Origin of the sequence: Aeromonas sp. s5, from assembly GCF_040907865.1 — a bacterium.
GTDB classification, from domain to species: Bacteria; Pseudomonadota; Gammaproteobacteria; order Enterobacterales; family Aeromonadaceae; genus Aeromonas; species Aeromonas dhakensis.
Genome location: NZ_JBFOCO010000022.1, coordinates 106528 through 130652, shown reverse-complemented (window position 1 = coordinate 130652; position 24125 = coordinate 106528). Strand labels below are relative to the sequence as shown.

Sequence of the window (24125 nt, the reverse complement as noted above, 5' to 3'; positions counted from 1 at the left end):
CTCTTCACTTACTTGCCTGACTTGATCTTGGTCCAGCTACGAGTCATCAGACGCTGCACCTTGGCCGGCAGATCCGGGAAGGTGTAGATCTTCTTGAGGGTCTCGTCGCTCGGGTAGATGCCCGGATCGTTGCGGATCTTCTCGGACACCAGCGGCACGGAGGCCTTGTTCCCGCTCGGGTAGCTGACGGCGTCGGAGATCTGGGCGATCACCTCGGGCTTCATCAGATAGTTCAGGAATACATGGGCCGCTTCCACGTTCTTGGCATCGGCCGGAATGGCCAGCATGTCGAAGAAGCTGCCTGCCCCCTCTTTCGGGATCACGTAGGTCAGATTGATGCCGTTCTTGGCCTCGATCGCCCGGGACTTGGACTGCTGCAAGTCACCGGAATAGCCGACCGCCACGCACAGGTTGCCGTTGGCCAGATCCGAAATGTACTTGGAGGAGTGGAAGTAGGCGGTGTAGGGACGGATGGAGAGGAACAGCTCCTCCGCCTTCTTCAGCTCGTCCGGCTTCTGGCTGTCCGGCTTGAAGCCCAGGTATTGCAGGGCGGCCGGCAGCATTTCAGTCGGCGAGTCGAGGAAGGAGACACCGCACTCCTTCAACTTGGCCATGTTTTCCGGTTTGAACACCAGATCCCAGGAGTCCACCGGTGCCTTGTCACCCAGCACGGCTTTCACCTTCTCCGGGTTGTAGGCATAACCGATGGTGCCCCACAGGTAAGGAATGGAGTACTGGTTACCCGGGTCGCTCGGTTCGAGCGCCTTGAGCAACGAGGTATCCAGGTTTTGCCAGTTGGAGAGCTTGGACTTGTCCAGTTTCTGGAACACGCCCGCCTTGATCTGCTTGGCCAGGAAGGGGTTGGACGGCACCACGATGTCATAGCCCGAGCTGCCCGCCAGCAACTTGGCTTCCAGCACCTCGTTGCTGTCGAACACGTCGTAGACCACCTTGATGCCCGTCTCTTTCTGGAAGTCTTCCAGGGTGTTTGGCGCGATATAGTCGCTCCAGTTGTAGACGTGCAACACCTTCTCTTCGGCCATCGCCGCGCCGCTCATCATGACCAGCGCCACCGAGGCTGCAATCATTCCCGTTTTGAAAGACATCGTCCTTGTCTCCTAAGCAAATTGTATGCGCAAGCCAACCTGCCCGGCGCCCGCCTATCCCCGCAGCTTTGCCGCCGTCAGATCCAGACTGAGCCTGGCCAGATTGACCAATTCATCCACCTGTTCCTCGGTGATCACCAAGGGGGGCGATATGATCATGGTATCGCCGACCGCCCTCATCACCAAGCCATTGTTAAAGCAGAACTCCCGACAGGTCATACCGGCCTGCAGCTCAGCCGGGAAGCGGCTGTTGGTCTGCTTGTCCTGCACTATTTCCAGCGCGGCCACCAGGCCTTTGCCACGGGTTTCGCCCACCAGCGGATGGTCCGCCAGCTCCGCCCAGCGACGCTGCAAATAGGGGCCGATACTATCATGAACTCGCTTAACTATGCTTTCGTTTTGCATAAGCGTAATGTTGGCAATGGCCACGGCGCAGGCCACCGGATGACCGGAGTAGGTGAAGCCGTGGTTGAATTCGCCCCCCTCTTCCACCAGCACCTTGGCGACCCTGTCCCCCACCATCACGGCCCCCATCGGCAGGTAGCCGGAGGTGATCCCCTTGGCCAGGCACATGAGGTCCGGCTTGATGCCAAAACCCTCGCTGGCGAACCAGTGACCGGTGCGGCCAAAGCCGCAGATCACCTCGTCGGCGATGAGCAGGATGCCGTACTTGTCGCAGATGCGCTGGATCTCGGGCCAGTAGCTGTCGGGCGGGATGATGACGCCGCCGGCGCCCTGGATCGGCTCGCCAATGAAGGCGGCCACCTGGTCCACCCCCAGCTCCAGAATCTTCTCCTCCAGCTGACGGGCACGGGCCAGCCCGAATTCGTGGGCGCTCATCCCCTGCCCCTCGCCGAAGTGATAGGGCTGATCGATGTGCACTATGCCGGGGATCGGCAACCCGCCCTGAGCGTGCATCCCCTTCATGCCACCCAGGCTGGCCCCTGCCACGGTGGAGCCGTGGTAGGCGTTGTGGCGGCTGATGATCACCTGCTTCTCCGGCTGCCCCTTGCTGGCCCAGTAGTGGCGCACCATGCGCAGCACGGTATCGTTGCACTCGGAACCCGAGCCGGTGAAGAAGACGTGGTTGAGATGGGAGGGCGTCACTTCGGCCAGCAGGGTTGCCAGCTCGGCGGCAGGCGGGTGGCTGGTCTGGAAGAAGAGGTTGTAGTAGGGCAGTTGCTGCATCTGGCGGGTGGCGGCGTCCACCAGCTCCTGGCGACCGTAACCCAGGTTGACGCACCACAGACCCGCCATACCGTCCAGAATGCGCTTGCCTTCGGAGTCTTCCAGATAGACCCCCTCGGCACGGGTGATGATGCGGCTGCCTTTCTTGTTCAGCGCCTGAAAATCGGTAAACGGATGCAGATGATGGCTGGCTTCCAGTTGCTGCCACTCACGGGTGGTGTGCTGCATTGCTTGCTCCTCGGTTCCTTCGATGTAAGCGATGTTTGTTCGTCAACGGATGAGGGTGGGGGGCTCCCCAACTCACGCGTGGGAGAGCCTGACCTTGGCCCCGGCATTGTCGATATGAGCGGGAACACCCTCGGGCGCTCCCGGCAGGCCGATGCGCGTCAAGCGCGCATCCGGGTCACACGTTCAGCAGCAGGAACTCCCGTTCCCAGCGGCTGATCACCCCGAAGTAGGTTTCATACTCCTTGCGCTTCACCGCCACGAAGGCGCGGGTAAAGCGCTCGCCCAGCATCTCCTTGATGGGGTCGCACTGCTCCAGGTGGCTCAGTGCCTCCTCCAGCGAGCGGGGCAGGCTGTAGGGCAGCTCATAGGCGCTCGACTTCATCTCCGGCAGCGGCTCCAGCTTCTCCATCATGCCGAGGTAGCCGCAGGCCAGGGTGGCGGCCAGCGCCAGATAGGGGTTGGCATCGGCGCCGGCGAAGCGGTTCTCCACCCGGCGGGCGCTGGCCTCGGAGAAGGGTACCCGCAGCCCGCAGGTGCGGTTCTCCACCCCCCACTGGACGTTACGCGGCGCGCTCTCACCAAAGGTGAGGCGGCGGTAGGAGTTGACGTTGGGGGCCAGCAGCGCGGTCACCGCCGGGGTGTATTTCTGCAGGCCGGCGATGAAGTGCATGAACAGCTCGGAGTTGCCGCCGTTCTCAACCCCGAACAGGTTGCGACCGTTCTCATCTTCCAGACTCTGGTGGATGTGCATGGCAGAGCCGGGCTCATCGCTCATCGGCTTGGCCATGAAGGTGGCGTAAATCCCGTGACGGTGGGCCGCTTCCCGCATGGTGCGCTTGAACAGGAACACCTGGTCGGCCAGATCGATGGCATCCCCGTGCAGGAAGTTGATCTCCATCTGGGCGGCACCGGATTCGTGGATCAGGGTATCCACCTCCAGCTCCTGCGCCTCGCAGTAGTCGTACATGTCCTCGAAGATGGGGTCGAATTCGTTGACCGCGTCGATGCTGAACGACTGGCGGGCCGTCTCGGGGCGACCGTTGCGGCCGGTGGGCGGCACCAGCGGATAGTCGGGATCTTCGTTGCGCTTGACCAGGTAGAACTCCAGCTCGGGGGCCACCACCGGCTTCCAGCCCTGCTTCTCGTAAAATGACAGGACCCGACGCAGCACGGAGCGCGGCGCTATGTCGATCAGCTTGCCATTGATGTCGAAACAGTCGTGGATCACCTGGGCGGTGGGCTCCAGTGCCCAAGGTACGAAACGAATGGTGTTGGGATCGGGATAGAGCTGCATGTCCCGCTCCAGCGGGTCGATCATGCTGTCGTCATCCGGATACTCGCCGGTCACCGTCTGGGTGAAGATGACCTCGGGTAGGCGCATGCCCCCTTCGCGCAGAAACTTGTTGGCTGGAATGATCTTGCCTCGGGCATTGCCGGTGAAATCCGGAAACAGGCACTCCACTTCCGTGATGCGATTGCTCTCCATCCAGCCCTTGATACTGTCCATGTTAAACCCCGACTCTACGGTTGCCATTGGCAAGGGTGTCTAATATATGGAACACCCTTGTTATCAAATTGTAATCAACACCACCATAAAAGCCCGCCATCAGGGGCAATGTCAAGCAGTGGTGTTTAAAAAACTATAAATAACGGCGCATATAATGACCATGGCGGGGACAAATACTAAACACCCTGTCATGGTAACGACTCACTGCAAAGCCGGTGCCAACGAGGCGTGTTACCCCCGTATGTTCTCAGTCAGACCCTGTCGGAATCGGGCCATTTTTTTGCAAGGGCGCACAATCCTTGTCCTCTTTGCTTTGCATGCCTGCATTTTTTTGGTACAAGGCCCGCCCTGATTTGCACTCTCCTGCATGGATTTGGTGCAAATACAGGACACAGGGCTTGGTCTGCAGGCAGACAGCCCCCATAAACAGGGATAATTGGGTTAGTAAACTGACTGGTAGTAAATCGTATGTGTGATTTCATGACTGAAGACCAACTGGCCTTTTACAAGGGACAGATCGAGCGCCAGATCCTCGAACTCGAAGATCGCCTCAACTCCCAGGCCAGCCAGGCCATCGCCACCGATACCAACGAGATGGCTGATGAAATTGACCGTGCCAGCATCGAGGAAGCCCGCCGTCTGGAGCTGAACCGCATCGAGCATGACAAGCTGCATCTGCGCAAGCTGCGTGGTGCGCTCAAGCGCATCAGCGAAGGGGATTTCGGTTACTGCGAGTCCTGCGGGGACGAGATCTCCCTCAAGCGGCTGCAGGCGCGTCCCGAGTCCCGCTTCTGCGTCGAATGCCAGAGCACCAAGGAGTTCAACGATACCCACGTGTATCGTCGCGTCGCCTGACGCCTCCCGGCACCGTCACTGGCGCTCGCCGGCGGGATGACGAGCATGCCCTGTCTGCCTCGATGCAGGCGGGGTTCCCTGCCTCGCCGCTCCCCGCGCCACGGCAGCGCAGCAACAGAGTGACAAGTTCTGTTAGACTCCGGGCAAGCCCCGGAATCTACAGGAGAGCAGAGAGTGAAATGGTTCCTCAAACTGTGCTTGTGTCTGCCGTTGCTGGCACAAGCACAGACCCTCACGGTCAAGGTGCCCAGCCGACCGATCAACGACCTCGACAAAGAGTACCAGCTCAAGCTGCTGGAACTGGCCCTCACCCATGCCGACCAGCCGTTTCGCATCCAGCAGGTCGAACTCAACCTCAACCAGTACAGCCTGCAGCAGCAGCTCAGCAAGGGCAAAACCATTAATGTGTTCTGGATGGGAACCTCCAGCGCCCTCGAATCCTCCCTCATCGCCGTGCCGATCCCGTTGTTTCGCGGTCTGGAAGGGCTGCGGCTCTCTTTCATCCACGCCGATGCCCAGGAAAAATTCAACCAGATCAACTCGCTGGCCGATCTCAAGCAGCTGAAGGCGGCGCAAGGGGTGGGCTGGGCCGACAACAAGATCCTCGAAAACGCCGGCATCCCCACCTATTCGGGGCGCTACAGCAACCTGTTTCGGCTGATCAACGACGGCGACAAGCTGGACTTCTTCCCGCGCAACCTGGTGGAGATCTTCGCCGAGCGCAGCGAGCTGGTGGCGCAATACCCCAACCTGGTCATCGATCAGCATCTGCTGATCCGCTACCCCTTCGCCGAGTTCTTCTTCGTCAGTCCCGAGGCGCCGAAACTGGCCAAGGCGATTCAGACCGGGCTTGAGCGGGCCTATGCCGACGGCAGCTTCATGAAGTTCTTCCGGGAGAACCCCAAGATCCGCGAGGCGCTGGCCAGTGCCAAGCTCGACCAGCGGGTCACTATCGCCCTGCCCAATCCCGACATGACCCCCTTGCTCAAGAGCATTCCGGCCCAATATTGGGAGTATCCCCCGCAGGGATGACGAATCGGCCACCTCACACCGAGGTGGTACACACAGCGCGCCAGGGAGGTGCCATGAAGGGAATCGAGGAGTGGTTTGAACTGTACGGCCAGAGTCACCGGCACCCGGTCAATGTGGCGATCCACAAGCTGGCGGTACCCGGCATCTATCTCTGCGCCCTGGCCCTGCTCTGGTGCCTGCCGGCCGGGCCGCTGCCACCGTCGCTCAACTGGGCTGCGCTGGTCGCCATTCCGGTGCTGGCCTTCTACCTGCGGCTGTCGTTTGCGCTGTTCGTGGGGATGGCGGTGCTGACCGCGCTGGGCTTGGTCGCTTGCCACCGCTGGCAGGGCCCGCTGCTGTGGCCGGCACTGGCCGGGTTCGTGCTGCTCTGGATAGCCCAGTTCGTCGGTCACAGGATCGAGGGCAAGCGCCCCTCCTTCCTTGCCGACCTGCAATTTCTGCTGATCGGCCCCGCCTGGGTGCTGGCCAGCCTCTATCGTCGTTTGGGCATTCCCTACTGAGGGAAGCCAACAGGAGAGACCATGAGATACCGTCACCCCCTTGCTCGCGCCCTGCCGCTGCTGCTGGGCGCATTGATTGCCGGCCCGGCACTGGCCGACAAGGCCGACCCCGTCGGCGAGGTGAGCACCGCCTTCAAGCTGTTTGGCCCCAACCACAAGATCCTGGTGGAGGCGTTCGACGACCCGCGCATCGACGGCGTCGCCTGCTATCTGGCACGCCCCAAAACCGGCGGTGTCAAGGGCGGGCTCGGGCTGGCGGAAGATCCCTCCCATGCCTCCCTCTCGTGCCACCAGATCGGCCCCATCACCCTGCCTGCCAAGCTGAAAGCGGGGGAAGAGGTGTTCGACGTCAGCACCTCGCTGGTGTTCAAGGAGCAGAAGGTGGTGCGCTTTTACGATCAAAAGCGCAATGCGCTGGTCTATCTGACTTACAGCACCAAGCTGGTGGATGGTTCTTACAAGAGTGCGGTCAGCGCCGTGCCCATCATGCCGTGGGGCTGAATCCCCACCATTTATCCCGTGATGACGACCCATATTTGTTGTAATTTAACTACATCATAATCTGCGGAGAGCGCACCATGAGAGTCGCCGTTTTCAGTACCAAGAGCTACGACAAAGAGCACTTCAATCAGGCCAACAACCAGTACGGTTATGAACTGGAGTTCTTCGACGTGCGGCTGGAGGCCAAGACTGCCCGGCTGGCCCACGGCTTCCCCGTGGTGTGCCTGTTCGTCAACGACGATGCCGACCGCGAGGTGCTGACCGAGCTGGCCGCCAACGGCACCAAGGTGATCGCCCTGCGCTGCGCCGGCTACAACAACGTGGATCTGGCCGCCGCCAAGGAGCTGGGGCTGAAGGTGGTGCGAGTACCCGCCTACTCCCCGGAAGCGGTCGCCGAGCACGCGGTGGGCCTGATGATGACCCTCAACCGTCGCATCCACAAAGCCTATCAGCGCACCCGTGACGCCAACTTCTCGCTGGAGGGGCTGGTCGGCTTCAACATGCACGGTCGCACCGCCGGCATCATAGGCACCGGCAAGATCGGCATCGCCACCCTGCGCATCCTCAAGGGCTTCGGCATGCGCCTGCTGGTGAGCGATCCCTATCCGAACCAGGCGGCCATCGATCTGGGCGCCGAGTACGTGGATCTCGATACCCTGTTCCGCCAGTCCGACGTCATCAGCCTGCACTGTCCGCTGTTCAAGGAGAACTACCACCTGCTGAACAAGGAGGCGTTCGCCAAGATGAAGGACGGGGTGATGATCATCAACACCAGCCGGGGCGGCCTGCTCGACTCCAACGCCGCCATCGAGGCGCTCAAGACTGCCCGTATCGGCGCGCTGGGGCTGGACGTCTACGAGGAAGAAGAAGATCTCTTCTTCGCCGACAAGTCCAACGAGGTGATCACCGATGACGTGTTCCGCCGCCTGTCGGCCTGCCACAACGTGCTGTTTACCGGTCACCAGGCCTTCCTGACCCGGGAGGCGCTGCACGCCATCGCCGACACCACCCTCAGCAACATCCGCGCCATCGACAGCCAGGGCCGCTCTGACAACGAGGTGGAATAAGGGGCCTCCCCTGCCCCTCAGCGGTTCATTGCCGTGCGCCGGGTTGTGAGACCCGGCGCCTTCGGGTAGGCTACCAGCCCTTTTTTGCTCAGGAGTCTGGCTGCCCATGTTTATCGGATTTGATTACGGTACCTCCAACTGTGCCGTCGCCGTGATGGAACAAGGCAGCCCCCGGCTGCTGAACCTGAGCGGTGCCCACTACCTTCCCTCCACCCTGCACGCGCCCCATCGGGATGCCATCTCCGGCCTGCTGGCCGAAGGGCTGGCGCCTGCCCAGCAGAGCGAATACCTCAAGCTGCGCGGCCCCGTGGTGACCCGGGCCCAGGCGGTGCGCCGCCAGATGCGCGAAGAGGGGCTGATCGACGAGCTCAGCTTCGGCGCTGCGGCGCTGGAGCGCTATCTGGAAGAGCCGGACGACGGCTACTACATCAAGTCGCCCAAATCCTTCCTCGGCGCCTACGGCCTCAAGGCACCGCAGATCGCCCTGTTCGAAGACATCGTCTGCGCCATGATGCTGCACGTGCGGCGCGAGGCGGAGCAGCAGCTCGGCGCGCCTATTCGCCGGGCCGTGGTTGGCCGCCCGGTCAACTTCCAGGGGTTGGCGGGGGAAGAGAGCAACCGTCAGGCCATCGCCATCCTGACCGAGGCGGCGCGCCTCGCCGGGTTCGAGCAGGTGGAGTTCCTCTATGAACCGGTGGCAGCCGGCTTCGAATTCGAGGCCCGCCTCAACGAGGATGCGGTGGTGCTGGTGGTGGACATCGGCGGCGGCACCACCGACTGTTCGGTGCTGCGGATGGGCCCGAGCCATCGTGCCCAGCTCGATCGCAGCGGCGATCTGCTCGGCCACAGCGGTCAGCGCATCGGCGGCAACGACTTCGACATCCGGCTGACGGTGGAGGGCATGATGCCGCTGCTCGGCATGCACGAGACCCTCAAGACCGGCAAGCCGCTGCCCCACCCGCTGTTCTGGGACGCCGCCGCCATCAACGACGTCAGCGCCCAGAGCCGTTTCTACAGCCTGGAGACGGGCCGCCAGCTGCAGGATCTGCAGCTCGACAGCCTGCCCGGCAGCAAGCTGGGGCGCCTTGCCAGCCTGCGCGCCCACAAGCTGAGCCACCAGCTGGTGTGGCGCGCCGAGCAGGGCAAGATCGCCCTCTCCCAGGAGGAGTCGGCCCAGCAATCTCTGGCCGAGCTGGAGCGCGGGCTGACGGCCGAGCTCAGGCGCGATCAGCTGGCCAGCGCCTCCACCCCGCTGCTGGAGAAGATCGGTGAGCTGATGGACGAAGCCATTGCTGCCGCCGGCGTCCAGCCGGACCGGGTCTTCATTACCGGCGGCAGCGCCCGCTCGCCCCTCATCCAGGCCTTCATCCGCCAGAAGCTGCCCCAGGTGCCGCAGGAAGGGGGCGATGACTTCGGCTCGGTCGCCTCCGGTCTGGCCCGTTACGCCGAGCGCCTGTTCGGCAACTGACGCCCCGGCGGGGGTGCCAGCGACGACGCAGGTACCCTTTGCAAGGCCGGTGTTGCCATTTAACGACACAGGCCCAATCCGCAGGACGACAGAAGCGGTCGGGGGCACTCCCCCTTGCCCTGCCTGGGGGGCCGCACAGAGGGTATGCTTGTCACTCCCACTACCGGAGCCCTTTCATGCCCAGATTCTTGCTACTGCTGCTCGCCCTGCTTCTGCTCAGCGCCTGCAGCAGTACTCCCCGCTTTGCCTCGCAAGACCTGCAGCACCACCACTGGGTGCTCGACAAGCTGGATGGCCAGCCCGTCACAGCGGCGCGAGACAATCCGCCCGATTTCGAGATAGGTGAGCACTTCACCGTCAACGGCATCGCCGGCTGCAACCGCTACTTCGGTCAGGGCCACCTCGAGGGGAACAAGTTCTGGGTGACCAGTCTGGGCAGCACCGAGATGGCCTGCCAGGCCCCGCTCGATGCGGTGGAGCAGGCGGTGCTGACCACCCTCACCGAAGGGGCCACTCTGGACGGCACCACCCAGACCCTGATCCTGCAGGGCAAACGGCATCGTTTGGAATACACCCTGCGCGACTGGGTGCTGTAACCCCCCTTCGCATCACAAAGCCGGATCACAAACAGGAACATGTGCCCCGCCTGTGGCACAATATGAGGCAGTGCTCGCAATGGAGGCTGCCTCAGCCATGTCGATGGACCGTCTGTTTGACAAGATCAAACAACTCCCCACTATTCCACAGCTGCTGCATGAGTTGATGCAGAGCTTCAGCGATGAAAATGCCCGCATCGACCAGATCGCGGCCAAGATCGCCATGGATCAGGTGATCAGCGTCAAGGTGCTGCGAATGGCCAACTCGGCCGCCCTGCGCCGCGGCAACGAAGTCACCTCCATCGAACAGGCGGTGATCCGCCTCGGTTTCAACCGGTTGCGATCTGTGGTGGTCGCCTCCGGCATCATCGGCAGCTTCAAGGCCCCTCCCAGCTTCGACAAGAACAAGTTCTGGACCGAGACCTTCCAGGTCGCCACCATCGCCAAGACGCTGGCCCAGGAGGCCAAGGTGCTCGACCCCGAGACCGCCTTCACCTGCGCCCTCATCCACAACATCGGCGAGCTGCTGATCCAGAGCACATTGCCGGAAGAGGCGGAGCTCATCAATCTGGCGATCCAGAAAGGGAGCAGCCGGGTCGAGGCCCAGCGCGAGATGCTGGGGTACGACTACGCCCAGCTCGGTGCCGAGCTGGCACGGCGCTGGAACCTGTCGGAGGCCTTCGTCGACGCCATCTCCCAGCAGCTGGATCCCCTCTCCCACGATCCGGTCAGCAAGGAGGCGGTACTGATCCGCCTGGCGGTCTTCATCTCCTTCGCCTGGAACGCCGGGGTGCCGGCCCAGGCCATCATAGCCCGCTTCCCCAAGCCGCTGGCCGACCAGCTGGGACTGGATCCCAAGTCCCTCGCCGGCCAGCTCGAAACACTGCATGAACAGGGTAATGCCCTCGCCGATCTTCTGACTCAATAAGCATCATGACCCATCCGTTTCTGTTTCATCCCCAGGTGGCGCCCTGGTTCAAAGAGAGCGCCGACGCCCTGCAACTCACCCTGTTCAGCGAGCTGGACGCGCCGATCCGCGAGGTGTGGCTGCGCCACGAGCCGGACAACGAGGAGTATCTGGTGCCGATGACGGCGGTTTCCACCCGCGATCGGCTGCAGGTATGGCAGGGCACCCTGCCGCTTCACAAGGGGCAGGATATCCACCTCTACTGTTTCAAGTGTCTCACCGACGAGGAGCAGTGGTGGCTGCACGGTGCCGGCGTCAGCTCGGCCATGCCGCCGCGGGAACAGCATTTTCGCTTCAACAGCCTGCACCAGCCACCGGCCTGGGTGCAGGATCAGGTGTTCTACCAGATCTTCCCGGATCGTTTCTGCAACGGCGACCCGTCCCTCAGCGTCAAACATCACGAATACGAGTACCGCGGCAAGGCGGTCATCAGCAAGGCGTGGGGCGAGCCGGTCAGCCGCCACGAAGAGGGGCACGGCGCCTGCGAGTTCTACGGCGGCGACCTGGCGGGCATCGATGCCAAGCTGCACTACCTGCAGTCCCTCGGGGTGACGGCGCTCTACCTCAACCCCATCTTCGACTCGCCGAGCAACCACAAGTACGACACCCAGGACTACTTCAAGGTGGATGCGCATCTGGGCACCAACGCCCAGTTTGCCGAGCTGACCCGCAACCTGCACCAGCGCGGCATGAAGATCATCCTGGATGCGGTGGTCAACCACACCTCCACCGAGCACCCCTGGTTCTGCCCCCCGCTGGGGGCCCAGCGCAACCCGGACTCGCCGTGGCGCAGCTTCTACACCTTTGACAGCGAAGGGGATTACGTCAGCTGGAAGGGCATCCGCAGCCTGCCCAAGCTCGACTTCTCCAGCGAACAGGTGCAGGACGCCGTCTACCGCGCCGATGACGCCATCCTGCGCTACTGGATGCGCGCCCCCTACCAGATCGACGGCTGGCGCTTCGACGTCATCCACATGCTGGGGGAGCGCGGCACTGCCGAGGGCAACCGCGGCCACGTGCGCGCCATTCGCGGCGCGGTGAAGCAGGAGAATCCGGACGCCTACGTGCTGGGCGAGCACTTCTTCGAGGCGAGCCAGTGGCTACAGGGGGATCAGGAGGATGGCGCCATGAACTACTATGGCTTCGCCCACCCGATCCGCGCCTTCCTGACCGGCCAGGACATCGCCTACCACCCCATCAAGATCAGCGCCGAGGAGCTGGATCGCTGGCTCAAGCTGGCGCGGGCCCATATCCCGTTCAAGAACCAGCTGGCCCAGTTCAACCTGCTGGACAGTCACGATACCGCCCGCTTCCTCCATCTGCTGGGGGAGGACAAGCAGCGGATGCGGCTCGCCGCCACCCTGCTGCTCACCTATATCGGCGTGCCGTCCATCTACTACGGCGACGAGGTGGGGCTCTCTGGTGGCAACGATCCGGACTGCCGCCGTTGCTTCCCGTGGGAGACCACCGCCTGGGACCATGTGCTGCACGACCACTACCGCCGGCTGATCCAGATCCGCCGGCAGCGTCCGGCCCTGCGCCGCGGCGACATCCAGACCCTCTATGCCGGCCCCCACAGCTATGTGTTCGCCCGCACCCTGCAAAGCGATCAGGTGGTGGTGGCCTGCAACCGTCACCCCAGCGAGCCGCGCACCATCAGCCTGCCCCTGTGGCAGACCGCGAGCCCGGCCAGCCGCTTCACAGACGCCTTCAACGGCGACAAATTCGAAGTGGTGCAGGGAGAAATACAGCTCACCATCCCCGCCAACTCGGCCAGAGTGCTGCTCTCCAGCTAGGCGTCAAAAAAGCGGAACCCTCTGTTCCGCTTTTTGTTAAAGCCCCCGAGATCGCATAAAGTTGTTTGAACTGGGTTGGATTTCTCTATGAATCATCTAGTTAGTTCACTCAGAGTGGAATAAAACTGGCATCATACAAGGCCGCTTCCGCCCCTTTTCGGCTAAACTGGCCCAAGGCACATAAATTGCTTGTCACTTGGCATCACTAGCGAGAATCCGTCATGTTCGACAATAAAACCCTATTGATTACCGGCGGCACTGGCTCGTTTGGCAAGATGCTGGTCAAGACAGTGCTGGAACGCTACAAGCCGAAACGGCTGATCATCTACTCCCGTGACGAGCTGAAGCAGTTCGAGATGCAGCAGGTCTTCAATGCCCCCTGCATGCGCTATTTCATCGGCGACGTGCGGGACGCCAACCGGCTCACCATGGCGATGCGCGGGGTCGACTATGTGGTGCATGCAGCGGCGCTCAAACAGGTGCCGGCCGCCGAATACAACCCCATGGAGTGCATCAAGACCAATATCCACGGGGCCGAGAACGTCATCCAGGCCGCCCTGCTCAATCAGGTCAAGAAGGTGATCGCCCTCTCCACCGACAAGGCCGCCAACCCCATCAACCTGTACGGCGCCACCAAACTGGCCTCCGACAAGCTGTTCGTCGCCGCCAACAACATCGCCGGTCAAGATCCAACCCGTTTCGCGGTGGTGCGCTACGGCAACGTGGTGGGGTCGCGCGGCTCGGTCGTGCCCTTCTTCCAGAAACGGATCGATCAGGGCGCCACCACCCTGCCCATCACCCATGTCGAGATGACCCGTTTCTGGATCACCCTGCAGCAGGGGGTCGACTTCGTGATGAACAACTTCCCGCGCATGAAGGGGGGTGAGATTTTCGTGCCCAAGCTGCCTTCGGTGCGGATCACCGACCTGGCTACCGCCATGGCCCCTCAGCTGGAGCAGGAGATCATCGGCATCCGCCCGGGTGAAAAACTGCATGAAGTGATGTGCCCGTGTGACGACTCCTACCACACCTTCGAGTTCGACGACTTCTTCATCATCGGACCGACCATCAACTTCAACAACCGCAACAATGACTTCTCCGTCACCGCCTCGGGTGAAAAGGGAACAATGGTGGCCCAGGGGTTCGAGTACAACTCCCGTGACAACGCTGATTTCCTGACGGTTGAACATCTGAAAGAGTTGAACAGCAAGGTGGTAATGGAATGATCCCGTACGGCAGACAGTCGATCAGCGAAGCGGATATCGAAGCCGTGGTCGAAGTATTGAGGTCAGATTTTCTGACCCAGGGGCCAGTGGTGCCCCGCTTCGAGCAGGCAGTGGCGGATTACTGCGGAGCCCGCTTCGGGGTGGCGGTCAACTCAGGTACGGCCGCCCTGCATATCGCCTGTCTGGCACTGGGTGTCGGCCCGGGTGACTGGGTCTGGACCTCCCCCATCAGCTTTGTCGCATCGGCCAACTGCGCTCTCTATTGCGGAGCCCAGGTCGACTTCGTCGATATCGAGCCCGATACCGGCAACATGTGCGCCATCGAGCTGGAGCGCAAGCTGGTAGCCGCCAAGGCTCAAGGATGTCTGCCCAAGGTGGTCATCCCAGTACACTTCGCGGGCCTGCCCTGCGACATGCAGGAGATCCATCGCCTGGGACAAGAGTACGGCTTTCGGATCATTGAGGATGCCTGTCACGCTCTCGGCGCCCGCTATCACGGCGAGCCTACCGGCAACGGCCGCTACAGCGACATCACCGTTTTCAGCTTCCACCCGGTGAAGATCATCACCACCGGCGAGGGTGGCATGGCGATGGCCAACGACCCTACGCTCACCAAAACCATGCGCATGCTACGCAGCCACGGCATCACCCGCGAACCGGAAGACTTCATCAATGAGCCGGATGGCCCCTGGTACTACGAGCAGCAAATGCTGGGCTTCAACTACCGGATGACCGATATCCAGGCAGCGCTGGGGTTGAGTCAGATGGTACGCTTGGAGGAATTCCTGACCAAGCGCCGCACCATTGCCGCACGTTATCAGGCCACGCTGCCTAGCACTGGGCTTGAGATCCTAGCCAACCGAGAGGGGCGTCTCTCGGCATGGCATTTATTTGTAATAAAGATACCCGCAGATGATCGAAAGACTTTTTTTGAACAACTGCGTTTTGCAGGACTCGGTGTGAATGTGCACTATATACCAATATATTCTCAACCATTTCACCATATGGTAATCAAAAAACACCCAACATCCGAAATATTCTATCAACAAAGTATATCAATCCCTCTCTATCCCGATTTGACTAGGCAACAGGATAAGGTCATATACCATTTGATAAAAATCATATCCAAATAAGTCGAGTACGATCCTAGTATGAGAACTATATGTTGATTTCGAACTTTATAATATGGTTGGTTATTTTTAATTCATGACGAAGCATATAATATATCTCATCGATTGACTTGGATGACAATGAAGCTATTAATACCTTTTGACTTGGATTGCATTTTAGCACATCAATATTTTCAACTTTATGACCTCTAAAAAACATATTTTTTTCTACAGACTGCCCATGAATTATACCGCTTACATTAAACAATTTCTTATTCAAGAATGAGCCAAATAAGGCATCGGCAGTTTCACCAGTACCATACACATATATATCACCACCCATCTGCTTCTCGTTACTATCGTAATCAACAACGTTGAACAACTCACCATAAAACCTGAGGAAATCAATAATCCCAATCGCATTATGGCCTATATAATCAATAGCAAGGGATGTACATTCATCACAAATGGTCATCTCTTTCTTTCGTTCTTGGATATCGTTGAAATCCATCTTAAATAAATCACCAACGATCCCCCTCTCGCCACATGTTTTTTCCATTCCACAACACATAAGCACATTGCAGCTTTCATCGATCGAAAGTCGTTCGAATTGTGGGCAAATATAATCGGCTGGCCTTTGTCGCTGCATCTTCCCCAGATGTTCTGTGAAAACTTCCGTCGAGATCATCTCAATTTGGTTAGGTTTCATAGCCTTTGTCAGAAAGTGGCGAAACATGTTGTAACCATTCAAATATGCAAGTGACGGAACGAAATTTATGCAAATTTCCTTTGCAAAATTTGCTGCCCAGCTTATTTCATGCAGATTAAACTTGTATATATGATAAGCAAGATTTATCGGGCCTGTATAGTGACTAGAGCGAAGAGATAAAACCATATCAGAAATATTTTTTTTGATCCTGTCAAATTTGAACCCATGAATTCTATTATAGGAGTCCTGGCTAAAGCCAGGCATTGAAAAGGTTATATTTTTTAGACGAGACACCTGCTCCTCATTAAATGATACACATATAGATGCATTAGTACTGAGGCTATAAAATAGCTCATTGCGATTTAATATATCAATTATCATTGTCAGGTCTTTGTGTAAAAATGGCTCCCCCCAGCTATATAAAATAACCTCGCAACCAGGGGCAATGATTTTCTTGTTCAACATATGAGTAATAGACTCAGAGAAGGTCTCAATATCTATAAACTTTCCCTGTTTACGATGTTCAGGGCCAGATATTGAATCTTTACCACTCACACAATATCGGCAGTGTGCATTACAAACCCCAGAAATGTCGAAATAAATTCTTTTATACATATAGCTAGCCCTTGTATTTGATATCTGATGTTGTAGTTTCACTGATTATTTTAGTCGTTTTAAAAAACCACTTGGAGCTACAGTTATAAGCAGCTTATGGGGAATATTTTCGTCGATAAAAAAATCAGAGCAGTTTCTCATAAACTCGAAAACAGCTGTTTTAGGATTATTACCTTTTCCCCATGGTCGGTCTGGAAACAGACTATCTGGCATATCTTCAATGATGGTATCAAATACAACACAGTAACTACCGACGCTGACCAATGAGGCATACGCATTTAACTCAGCAAGAACATGGTCGTGCGTATGGTTGCTATCTAAACAAACTAGTACTCTGTTATATTTCCGTGCAAGCTCTCGGACTTCAGAAATCACCTTTTCATCCGTACTTGATCCTTGAATCATGTGAATCCTTGATGACATTGGATGATTTTCAATAGCTTCTCGATTATGACTCCGAATATCAATATCAATTCCAATGACCTTCCGTTCTGATCGTTTAGCATCAAATTTTTCATCACGTTCAATGGCTTCGCACAAATCTAGTTGTGCCAGCATCGAAGCACTGAATATCAATGATCCACCATGAGCAATGCCGGTCTCAATAATCAGATCTGGACGTATTTCCCAAATCAACTCCTGCATTGCCCATGCGTCATTCGGAAATTGTATAGCAGGCCTTCCCATCCATCGAAAGTTATATGACCACTTATGGGGGGCTATCTCCCTAATCCAGATCCTTGATAAAGCCTGCAGATCCATATCTGATGCGAGAGAGCGAATATTTGTCTCAACTTCTTCTTTGAATAAATAATTTTGATTCATCAGCAAACTCCTGCCAAGGTATAGTTCCAGAATGGATAAATTTTTTCCCATGAGCCCCACAATTTGCAATCAGATCGAGAGCTGACACGTAAGGAATAAACTCTCCGAATAATTGGGGGTATGCTGCCTTTTGATAATTCATATATTCCACAGAAATACCAGATTTCAAAAACAGCTCATGGTTTAAGTAATTTTTAGCACCGTGCCCAGTGATATATATATTCCCACCAAGTCCTTTCACAATTCCAAGTAATCTGTCAGTGCTATTGCCGGACACATTTAATTGGCTAGATTCATAAAAATTAGTGGATGGAACAAGTTCAAAGTACTCGGCCAATGCAACAGTCGAACATCTTGATAGGTCATTTAATGTATTACAGGGTAAAGAGAAAACTTTATCTACAATATCCATAACATCTTGGCAATAGGGAGCAAATGAAAATGCATCCTTGAGAAGGATTTTGTGTTGCCTTTGCCAATCTATTGAGTTGTCAATTTCTATTTCATTTATTTTGTCTTTCTGATGATGTTTTTTTAGAGGAACTGTCATCCAGACAATACCTCTTGACGTTTTAATTTGTACACGGTTGAAAAAACCACGAGAAAACTGAACATCATCATAGTGCACGAAACTATCAGCTAGACGGATTTGCTCAAGCAATCCAACCCATGGGAAGTACATGGATTGTGATATGACAACTCGTTTTTTATCGACCATTACCGTATCCAATATATTCTCTCGCTTTTCAAAAAGTCTTCGAAGGCATCTGCTAATTTGTTACTCCTGAGAGACTGGCTGTTCCATGAATGGGCGGGGTATGTGTTTAAGTTGTCTTTAGACTTATATAAATAACTAACGCCATCCAGAAGTACTGACTCACACAAAACAAGAAATATATATAGCTTCTGCGCAAAAGAGAGACGCTCTAATTGCTGTATATCATGCATGTTGACTACAGAGCCAACCACTTGAGCCACTAGCTCGCCACCATCCGTGCTTCCATCAACAAAGTGAGCTGTTGCGCCAACGAATCGGACCTTTTTTTCAAATGCCCGCTGCAGAGAGTTAAATCCAGGAAACGCAGGCAACAAAGAAGGATGTATATTTATGCACGGTTTAAATGAGTATATCGACGAGCTGATCAGCCTAGTAAAAAAAAGACAAACCCAGTCGACATTATTTTCAAAATATAACCACTGACTGGCTTTACATGAAAAGCTCGCATTATCATTATCAATTATTCTAGTGTAAGAAACACCTAACTCGTCACAGGACTTTTCTATCCCACATTCACGATCCGTAACCACATATGCAGATACTTCATAGCCACACGACTTTAGCAAGTTAATGCCTGTGGCGAATACAGATCCACCGCTTGAAGCAATAATACCAAGCCGCATCATACTGAGCTTATCGCCGAATTATATTTCATGTCAAAATCCTTATCTTTATTATCTAGATCCCGATATAAATAAATAGTGTATTCGAATAGAGGATAAGAATGATCAACTCTAACTTTCGATGATAACTCACTCATGCACCAGGCGAGCAATTCCGCTGGATTTCGGTAATACAAATTATCAACTTGAAAATTAACATGGGTTGTCATGACATTGAAGGCAATACCAACGCGACACAAGCTAAACATTTTTTTAATTAGTTCATGAGCATAGCGATCCATTAGTTTATGGCTGACATTCAGTTTTTGCGTCAAAATACCATTGCAAACAACATAATCATATTGTCCAGAACACGAATCATTTAATATATCAATGCACTTCCATTCATCGTTAGGATAGAGGCTCTTTGCTGAATTGATCATGGGCAAACTGATATCGACTCCCGTGTATTTTATGGGCATTTTTTTTTGTATGATCAGCTCAAGCAAACTTCCATATCCACAGCCGACATCCAAGATTGAGCAGGCGGTTGACACGCTAGTCACATCGATGACATTCAGCATTTTCTCAAGGCGCAATAAATGACCTATTTTATTATCTCCCCAATCAACCCCTTTGGAATTTCGGCCATGCTTAATGAATGTATTTGAATAGTGTTCACATAACAATTGACTAATTTTTTTATTATTCATTTCTCTAATTACTCTTCAATATCACGGAACGAATGATTTTGATGGTTTTTTCTAGAGATTCATCGCTCATATCATGATAGCTTGGAAGATTAAGCGCTCTTTCAGATATAAATTTCGCTAGAGCATTACAGTTTTTTTGCATGAACATGGGCAGAGAGGACAATGGATGAAAAAATACTCGTGCATCTATATTTTCAGTGCTGAATTTAAATTTCAACTGTTCAACGGCTTCCGAACCTGATTTTTCAATCAGAATAGTTGGCATCCAGGCACCGTTAATCGTACCGCTCGGTTCTGGATTCATTCTGACTCCATCAATACACAATAATTCACGCCGATAGCAATCTAAAATAGATCTCTTCCGAGAAACTAACTCTTCGATTCGTTCCATCTGGCCGCAGCCAATCGCCGCCTGAATATTCGACATCTTGTATTTATAACCCACAACTTCAGGCCAGAACTGACGAGTCTGTCCACGAGCCCGGCCGTGGTTGCTGAGCGTTAACACACGCTCATAGAGGTCAGCATCGTTGGTAACAAACATGCCACCCTCCCCTGTAGTCAGGGTTTTGGTTCCATGGAATGAGAAAGCACCAAAACAGCCCATGGAGCCAGCTCGCCGTCCGTGATACACAGAGCCAATCGCCTCAGCGGCATCTTCAATCACCGGGATGCCATATCTCTCACCAATAGCCAACAACTGATCCATATGGCAGAGATTACCATACAGGTGTACTGCTAGGATTGCCTTGGTGCGTGGCGTAATTGCCGCCTCAACCAATTCAGGATCAAGGCACCAGGAGTCCGGCAAGATATCGACAAAAACAGGGGTCGCACCCAGATGGGCGACGGGTGCTACACTGGCAATCCAGTTGCTATCAGCCAATATCACTTCATCGCCAGCACCTATTCCTAATGCAGCCATCCCCATATGTAAGGCGCCGGTACAACTTGACGTGGCAATCGCATATTTCACCCCCAAATAGTCACGAAAAAGCAGTTCAAAGCGGTCAATATATTCGTAACAGCGCTCACCCCAGCCGTTAGTCGCCGCATCAGTGGCGTAGCCAATTTCTAGCTCGGTGATAGATGGTTTGGTATATAAGATACGCTCACTCATAGGAACTCCAGATGAGGAACCGCAACGATGAAACGAGTTCCTGCTGCCCTCAGGGGCGCCAATTGACGGCTGATTTCATCAGCCAAATTCCAAGGTAAAATCAGGACAAAATCTGGCGGATTAGCCATCAGGACTTCCGGCGACAAGATTGGAATATGGCTCCCAGGCATAAATCGCCCCTGTTTCGAGTCGGCCGCATCGCAAACATAGGGCAGCAGATCGGGACGAATACCGGCATAGTTCAACAATGTATTTCCTTTAGCTGCAGCACCATAGGCAGCCACCGTCTTCCCCGCTTGACGCTGTGTTAATAAGAAAGAAAGTAGTGAATTTTTGACTCTGTCCGCCTGCGCTTGAAATTCCAGATAGATGTTCAACTGATGTAATCCAGCCACAGCCTCCTGAAACAAACACTCTGCGACAGCCAGAGTATCCGGTCGTTGTTCATCGGCATGACAGGCAAATACCCGTAAGCTTCCACCATGGGTCGCTAATGACTCGACGTGAAACACTCTCAGGCCAACCGAAGCCAACATCCGCTGCACCGTCTGCAGCGACAGATACGAAAAATGCTCGTGATAAACCGTATCAAACTGAACCTGCAGCAGTAATTTCAGCAGATGAGGAAACTCCAGCGTCAGAGTTCCACCAGGATTAAGCAGATACGTCAAGCCACGACAAAAATCATTGATATCAGGCACATGGGCTAGAACATTATTACCGATCAGTAGATCCGCCCCTTGTCCTTTTCCTCTCATTTGTTGAGCTAACTTGGAACTAAAAAACTCCCGGATAATCGGAATATCCAGCGATTCAGCAGCAGCGGCAGTACCAGCGGTAGGTTCCACTCCTAGGCAAGGAATCTCTGCGGCTACAAAGTTCTTCAGCAAATACCCATCGTTGGCTGCAATCTCAACCACATGACTCGTGGACGTAAGAGACAATTCGTCAATCATGCGCGCACAATAACGGGCGGCATGAGCTAGCCAGCTGGTCGATGTACTTGAAAAATATGCATAATCTGCACAAAAAAGCTGTTCTGCCGAAGCAAAATCCTCCGTTTGTACCAGCCAGCACTGGTCACACACGCGCAAGCGTAATGGGTAGGTTACTTCTGGTCGGGAGAGATCGCTGGCAGACAGATAGGCATTCGATGGCGGAGCAAAGCCCAGATCGAGAAAACGATGGACCAGCAGGGTACCGCAGTGTCGGCATCTCATCGAATTATCACTCCCTGAAAACTGTCGTTTAATGCAGAATGCTGGCGATCACGTGCAGAGATTTCTGTTATCGGCATCGGCCATGAAATCTGAAGATACGGATCCAATGGATAGAGTCCTCCTTCTGCTGCTGCAACATAGGTTGCCGAATGACAATAAAGCATTTCGACTTCATCACTCAGGGCCTGAAAACCGTGCGCAAATCCTTCTGGAATCAGCAAAGAACGGTGGTTATCACCCGAAAGCACCTCCGCATGCCACATCAGAAAAGTCGGTGAACCAGCCCGAATATCGACAATTACGTCCCAAACCCGACCTCGAGTACAGGTCACCAACTTTTTCTCGCCATGCGGTGGATATTGGAAATGAAGCCCACGGATAGTGCCGCAGCGGGACGTACATGTCAGATTGACCTGTGCCACGCATGTCCCCCACCCCAGAACAGACAACTCCTCGACACAGAAGAGTCTACTCAAAGCACCGCGTGAGTCAGCATGCACTTCACGCTGCAACAATCTGGCACCAAGCAATGGCTCGGACAATAAGGTAAAACGATTCATGGCTGAGCCTCGTAGGCTTTAATTTGTTGCTCACACAAGTCTCGGGCCCCCACCCCCTGATACCAATCGCGATACCAAGACATGGTCTTCTCAACGGCCTGTGACAATGACCACCGAGGTGAAATGTTCAGAGTATGTCGCGCCTTGGCTGTCTCCAGCGCCAGCCAACTGGTCTCATGAGGACCTGGTTCCCCCACAAAACGCCAAGCCTTATGACTGAGCCCATAACTCAAAGCCGCCAAATCCACCACCTGCGCCACGCTCGCAGCATCCCGGCTATCTGGACCAAAGTTATAAGCCCCCGCCAATCGAGGCTCTTGATGCAGACCTTGAGCCAACACCATATAGGCCGCAATAGGCTCCAAGACATGCTGCCACGGTCGAACGGCCTCAGGGCGCCGAATGGATAACGTCTGACCGCCTTGCCAGGCCCGTATTGCGTCAGGAATCAAACGATCGGCGGACCAATCCCCTCCACCGATAACGTTGCCTGCTCGCGCGGTTGCGATCGCAACGCCTCGTGCTGCCAGAAAAGCATCACGATAACTCGTAATAACCAGTTCGCTGGCCGCCTTACTCGCACTATAGGGATCATGTCCTCCCAATAAGTCGGTTTCGCGATACGGCCAGATGGACTCCTGGTTGTAATAGACTTTATCCGTAGTCACCATGACAACGCTCTTCTTAACCGGATCCAACGTACGGAGCGCTTCTAATAGATAAACAGACCCCATCAAATTGGTTTCAAATGTCCGCACAGGCTCACGATACCCCTCGCGCACCAATGACTGCGCCGCCAGATGGAATACCACTTCAGGTTGCGATTCCTGAACCAGTGGCACGAAATGTTCCGGTGCACAGACATCACAAATATGGTGTCGACATATCTTCGCAACCTCTGCAGCCTCGAACAGATTTGGCGTTGAATGGGGCAGCAAGCTAATTCCCGTCACATCAGCCCCGAGGCGATGCAACCATATAGTCAGCCAACTCCCCTTAAACCCCGTATGCCCGGTAACGAGCACTCTCTTTCCTGACCAAAAGGATGCATCGAGACCTCGTCTCATTCCCAAACCCTCCAGGGAGCCTTGTGACTGGCCCATAGCTCCTCCAGTTGATTTTTCTCGCGCAACGTATCCATCGGCTGCCAAAAACCTTGATGCTCAAATGACATCAACTGCGACTTATCGGCCAACTCAACCAAAGGTTCTCCTTCCCAGCTACAGTGGTCGCTATCCAACAACTTGAACACGTCAGGAGAAAGCACAAAAAAACCGCCATTAATCAGGCCCCCATCACCGCGCGGTTTTTCAGAAAAACCTGTCACCAGATTTCCGTCTCGAGTCAAAGCCCCATAACGGCCTGGCGGTGAAACAGCGGTAACGGTCGCCAGCTTGCCGTGGCTACGGTGAAACTCTATCAGTTTTCCAATATCAACATCGCTGAGACCATCACCATAGGTAAAGCAAAAAGCCGATTCACCTTTCACATACTCTTCGACACGCCGCAATCGTCCACCTGTAAGCGTATCTTCACCGGTGTCGACTAATGTCACCCGCCAGGGTTCCACATGGTTATGATGGACCTCCATTTGATTATTCGGCATATCAAACGTGACATCAGACATATGTAAAAAATAATTTGCGAAGTATTCTTTTATTACATAGCCTTTATAACCAAGACATATTATAAAATCATTAACACCATAGTGAGAATATATTTTCATAATATGCCAAAGGATCGGTTTACCACCAATTTCAATCATTGGTTTAGGTCGAAGATGCGACTCTTCACTGATTCGAGTGCCTAAACCACCCGCTAGAATAATTGCTTTCAT

General features: G+C 55.1%; 24 protein-coding genes. 11 read left to right on the top strand and 13 right to left on the bottom strand.

What is annotated here, in order from left to right:
* Positions 1 to 8: 8 nt before the first annotated feature.
* The 3 genes from AB5Y94_RS12395 to AB5Y94_RS12385 form a co-directional block, all read right to left on the bottom strand.
* Positions 9 to 1106, bottom strand: a complete 1098-nt coding sequence (locus AB5Y94_RS12395) for a polyamine ABC transporter substrate-binding protein (protein WP_017779519.1) — start codon at positions 1104 to 1106, stop codon at positions 9 to 11.
* Between the two features lie 54 nt (positions 1107 to 1160).
* Positions 1161 to 2522, bottom strand: a complete 1362-nt coding sequence (locus tag AB5Y94_RS12390; protein ID WP_005306621.1) for an aspartate aminotransferase family protein — start codon at positions 2520 to 2522, stop codon at positions 1161 to 1163.
* A 175-nt stretch (positions 2523 to 2697) separates the two neighbouring features.
* Positions 2698 to 4029, bottom strand: a complete 1332-nt coding sequence (locus tag AB5Y94_RS12385) for a glutamine synthetase family protein (RefSeq protein WP_017764859.1) — start codon at positions 4027 to 4029, stop codon at positions 2698 to 2700.
* Positions 4030 to 4497: 468 nt separating this feature from the next.
* Between AB5Y94_RS12385 and AB5Y94_RS12380 the strand changes: the two genes are divergently transcribed.
* From AB5Y94_RS12380 to pseC, 11 genes are all read left to right on the top strand, one after another.
* Positions 4498 to 4884: a TraR/DksA C4-type zinc finger protein gene (locus AB5Y94_RS12380; RefSeq protein WP_010635769.1), complete on the top strand. Its 387-nt coding sequence runs from the start codon at positions 4498 to 4500 to the stop codon at positions 4882 to 4884.
* A gap of 174 nt (positions 4885 to 5058) precedes the next feature.
* Positions 5059 to 5916 carry a hypothetical protein gene (locus AB5Y94_RS12375; protein WP_201881053.1) on the top strand — a complete coding sequence of 286 codons (858 nt, stop codon included), beginning with the start codon at positions 5059 to 5061 and terminating at the stop codon, positions 5914 to 5916.
* A gap of 53 nt (positions 5917 to 5969) precedes the next feature.
* Positions 5970 to 6416: a DUF962 domain-containing protein gene (locus AB5Y94_RS12370; RefSeq protein ID WP_368205643.1), complete on the top strand. Its 447-nt coding sequence runs from the start codon at positions 5970 to 5972 to the stop codon at positions 6414 to 6416.
* A 21-nt stretch (positions 6417 to 6437) separates the two neighbouring features.
* Positions 6438 to 6917, top strand: coding sequence for a CreA family protein (locus tag AB5Y94_RS12365; RefSeq protein WP_017781235.1), 480 nt, complete (start codon positions 6438 to 6440; stop codon positions 6915 to 6917).
* Positions 6918 to 6994: 77 nt separating this feature from the next.
* Positions 6995 to 7984 (top strand): 2-hydroxyacid dehydrogenase, encoded by a 990-nt coding sequence (locus AB5Y94_RS12360; protein WP_201889684.1) that lies wholly within the window; start codon positions 6995 to 6997, stop codon positions 7982 to 7984.
* Positions 7985 to 8090: 106 nt separating this feature from the next.
* Positions 8091 to 9452, top strand: a complete 1362-nt coding sequence (gene yegD, locus AB5Y94_RS12355; RefSeq protein ID WP_201889685.1) for a molecular chaperone — start codon at positions 8091 to 8093, stop codon at positions 9450 to 9452.
* Positions 9453 to 9628: 176 nt separating this feature from the next.
* The gene (locus AB5Y94_RS12350; protein WP_017787065.1) at positions 9629 to 10048 is read left to right on the top strand and encodes an META domain-containing protein; all 420 of its coding nucleotides are present in this window, start codon (positions 9629 to 9631) and stop codon (positions 10046 to 10048) included.
* A gap of 79 nt (positions 10049 to 10127) precedes the next feature.
* Positions 10128 to 10976 (top strand): HDOD domain-containing protein, encoded by an 849-nt coding sequence (locus tag AB5Y94_RS12345; protein ID WP_017764864.1) that lies wholly within the window; start codon positions 10128 to 10130, stop codon positions 10974 to 10976.
* A 5-nt stretch (positions 10977 to 10981) separates the two neighbouring features.
* Entirely contained in the window at positions 10982 to 12811 is a 1830-nt protein-coding gene (malZ, locus tag AB5Y94_RS12340) for a maltodextrin glucosidase (protein WP_368205641.1), read from the top strand.
* Between the two features lie 221 nt (positions 12812 to 13032).
* On the top strand, positions 13033 to 14037 hold the full coding sequence (gene pseB, locus AB5Y94_RS12335) for a UDP-N-acetylglucosamine 4,6-dehydratase (inverting) (RefSeq protein ID WP_368205639.1): 1005 nt from the start codon (positions 13033 to 13035) through the stop codon (positions 14035 to 14037).
* Complete coding sequence (gene pseC, locus AB5Y94_RS12330; RefSeq protein ID WP_368205637.1) at positions 14034 to 15170, top strand: UDP-4-amino-4,6-dideoxy-N-acetyl-beta-L-altrosamine transaminase; 1137 nt, start codon at positions 14034 to 14036, stop codon at positions 15168 to 15170. Before pseB ends, pseC begins: the two co-directional genes overlap by 4 nt.
* A 25-nt stretch (positions 15171 to 15195) precedes the next feature.
* Here pseC and AB5Y94_RS12325 read toward each other — a convergent pair whose 3' ends face one another.
* Genes AB5Y94_RS12325 through rfbF form a run of 10 tightly spaced genes read right to left on the bottom strand, consistent with a single transcriptional unit; the run spans position 15196 to position 24125 of the window.
* The gene (locus AB5Y94_RS12325; protein ID WP_368205636.1) at positions 15196 to 16470 is read right to left on the bottom strand and encodes a radical SAM protein; all 1275 of its coding nucleotides are present in this window, start codon (positions 16468 to 16470) and stop codon (positions 15196 to 15198) included.
* Positions 16471 to 16515: 45 nt separating this feature from the next.
* Complete coding sequence (locus tag AB5Y94_RS12320) at positions 16516 to 17295, bottom strand: cephalosporin hydroxylase family protein (RefSeq protein WP_368205634.1); 780 nt, start codon at positions 17293 to 17295, stop codon at positions 16516 to 16518.
* Positions 17261 to 18013 carry a WbqC family protein gene (locus tag AB5Y94_RS12315; RefSeq protein WP_368205632.1) on the bottom strand — a complete coding sequence of 251 codons (753 nt, stop codon included), beginning with the start codon at positions 18011 to 18013 and terminating at the stop codon, positions 17261 to 17263. Before AB5Y94_RS12315 ends, AB5Y94_RS12320 begins: the two co-directional genes overlap by 35 nt.
* Positions 18013 to 18696, bottom strand: a complete 684-nt coding sequence (locus tag AB5Y94_RS12310) for a formyltransferase family protein (protein WP_368205630.1) — start codon at positions 18694 to 18696, stop codon at positions 18013 to 18015. Before AB5Y94_RS12310 ends, AB5Y94_RS12315 begins: the two co-directional genes overlap by 1 nt.
* Entirely contained in the window at positions 18696 to 19388 is a 693-nt protein-coding gene (locus AB5Y94_RS12305) for a methyltransferase (protein ID WP_368205628.1), read from the bottom strand. The genes AB5Y94_RS12310 and AB5Y94_RS12305 overlap by 1 nt, the downstream gene beginning before the upstream one ends.
* A gap of 4 nt (positions 19389 to 19392) precedes the next feature.
* Positions 19393 to 20508 carry a DegT/DnrJ/EryC1/StrS family aminotransferase gene (locus AB5Y94_RS12300; RefSeq protein WP_368205626.1) on the bottom strand — a complete coding sequence of 372 codons (1116 nt, stop codon included), beginning with the start codon at positions 20506 to 20508 and terminating at the stop codon, positions 19393 to 19395.
* Complete coding sequence (locus tag AB5Y94_RS12295) at positions 20505 to 21728, bottom strand: class I SAM-dependent methyltransferase (RefSeq protein WP_368205625.1); 1224 nt, start codon at positions 21726 to 21728, stop codon at positions 20505 to 20507. The genes AB5Y94_RS12300 and AB5Y94_RS12295 overlap by 4 nt, the downstream gene beginning before the upstream one ends.
* A complete protein-coding gene (locus tag AB5Y94_RS12290) occupies positions 21725 to 22288 on the bottom strand; it encodes a dTDP-4-dehydrorhamnose 3,5-epimerase family protein (RefSeq protein ID WP_368205623.1) in 564 nt (187 codons plus the stop codon). The genes AB5Y94_RS12295 and AB5Y94_RS12290 overlap by 4 nt, the downstream gene beginning before the upstream one ends.
* Complete coding sequence (rfbG, locus tag AB5Y94_RS12285; protein WP_368205622.1) at positions 22285 to 23391, bottom strand: CDP-glucose 4,6-dehydratase; 1107 nt, start codon at positions 23389 to 23391, stop codon at positions 22285 to 22287. The genes AB5Y94_RS12290 and rfbG overlap by 4 nt, the downstream gene beginning before the upstream one ends.
* Positions 23352 to 24125, bottom strand: coding sequence for a glucose-1-phosphate cytidylyltransferase (gene rfbF, locus AB5Y94_RS12280; RefSeq protein WP_368205620.1), 774 nt, complete (start codon positions 24123 to 24125; stop codon positions 23352 to 23354). Before rfbF ends, rfbG begins: the two co-directional genes overlap by 40 nt.